Raw genomic sequence first — 1896 nt, 5'->3', positions numbered from 1 at the left:
TGGAATAAACCCACGAGGCGGGCGCCTCACTTATATACGCAATAAAGCATATACCCTTATCAGGATGCTACCAGATGCGCACGCGCTCCTCCGGAGCCAGGTACAGTGCATCGCCCTCAGAGACGCCAAACGCCTCATAGAACTCGTCGATATTGCGCACCACACCGTTCACACGGAACTCATCCGGCGAATGCGGATCCACCGAAATCATCACCTCAGCATGCTGCGGGCGGGACTTCGTGCACCAGCCGCGAGCATTCGAGAAGAAGAAACGCTGAATAGCAGTCATACCGTCAATCACCGGTGCGTCAGCCAGCGACTCGATACCCTGCTTCTTCAAAGCCAGGCGGTACGCCTTCAACGCAATCGACATGCCGGACAGGTCACCAATGTTCTCACCCAGAGTCAGCTCACCATTCACGTGGAACTTCGGGTCCAGACCCACCGGAACGTACGCGTTGTACTGCTCCACCAGCGCTGCGGTACGCTCCTTGAACTTCGCGTAATCCTCCTCGGTCCACCAGCTCTCCAGCTTGCCATCGCCGTCGTAGCGGGAACCCTGATCGTCAAAACCATGACCAATCTCGTGGCCAATAATCATGCCGATATTGCCGTAGTTCGCCGCATCGTCAGCATCCGGGTTGAAGTACGGTGGCTGCAGAATCGCTGCCGGGAACACAATCTCATTCGCCGGCGGCATGTAGTACGCGTTCACGGTCTGCGGAGTCATCAGCCACTCCGACTTATCCACCGGCTGACCCTTACGGGCAATCAGCCAGTCAGCATCAAACGCACCGGTACGGCGCAGGTTCTCAAACAGGTCACCGGGCACCAGCTCCAGTGCGGAGAAGTCACGCCACTTATCGGGGTAACCGATCTTGGTGACGAACTTCGACAGCTTCTCCAGCGCCTTCTCGCGGGTTGCCTCAGTCATCCAGTCCAGCGACTCGATAGACTCGCGGTACGCCTCCAGGAGGTTGCCGACCAGAACCAGCATCTTCTCCTTATGCGAAGGCGGGAAGTGCACAGCCACGTACTCCTGGCCGATCTCCTCACCCAGAGCCTTCTCGACGGCGCCCACGCCGCGCTTCCAGCGCTCACGAATCTGCTGAGTACCGGAGAGGGTCTTGCCGTAGAAGTTGAAGCTCTCCTGAACCAGCTCGTCGTACATGAACGGCGCACGCGAACGCAGAACAGTCCACATAGCCCACAGCTTCCAGCACATCAGCGGGATGGAGGTGAACAGCTTCGCCGCACCCTCAAAGAAGGACGGCTGAGCCACAATAACCTGGCCCAGGGTCTGCGGGTCAGCACCGAGCGCCAGCAGCCACTGGGAGAACGGGAAACCGGGGAACTTCTCATCCAGCTCGGTTGCCTGGTACGGGTTGTAGGTCGCCTCAGCGTCACGGTTCTCCACAACGTTCCAGTGCAGGCGAGCCAGCTCCGACTCGTGGGTGAACACCACCTGAGCCGCCTGCTCCGGAGTCAGGCCGAAGCCCTCAGCCAGACCGGTCAGCTCAAACATGCGGGCAATATGCTCAACGTACGCCGCGCACGCCTGCTCGTGCTTCTCTTCACGGTAGTACGACTCATCCGGCAGGCCCAGACCCGACTGGTACAGGAAGAACGTGTAATTCTTCGGGTCCTTCGGGTCGTTGCTGGTGTACCAGGCGAACAGCTGCGGCAGACCCGCACGAGACAGCAACGCCAGGGCCACAGCCAGGTGAGTGGGGGTTGCCGACTTCAGGATCGGGGCGATTTCCTTCAGCAGCGGCTCCAGGCCGTCCGCCTCAATCTTCTCAACATCCATGAAGGAGTTGTACAGCGCGCCAATACGGGACTCCGGCTGCTCCTTCGCAATCTTCTCCACCAGCTCACGCACGTGCTTCTCTGCGT

General features: G+C 59.5%; 1 protein-coding gene. It reads right to left on the bottom strand.

Annotation, left to right across the window (positions count from 1 at the left end):
• Positions 1-67: 67 nt before the first annotated feature.
• A partial coding sequence (locus tag Q0216_RS00330; protein ID WP_298591938.1) for a M13 family metallopeptidase occupies positions 68-1896 on the bottom strand: 1829 nt, incomplete at its 5' end.

Source organism: uncultured Rothia sp. (assembly GCF_937976295.1).
Lineage (GTDB): Bacteria > Actinomycetota > Actinomycetes > Actinomycetales > Micrococcaceae > Rothia.
Note: the sequence above shows the minus strand (reverse complement) of the source record. Positions and strands in the feature narration are given on the sequence as shown.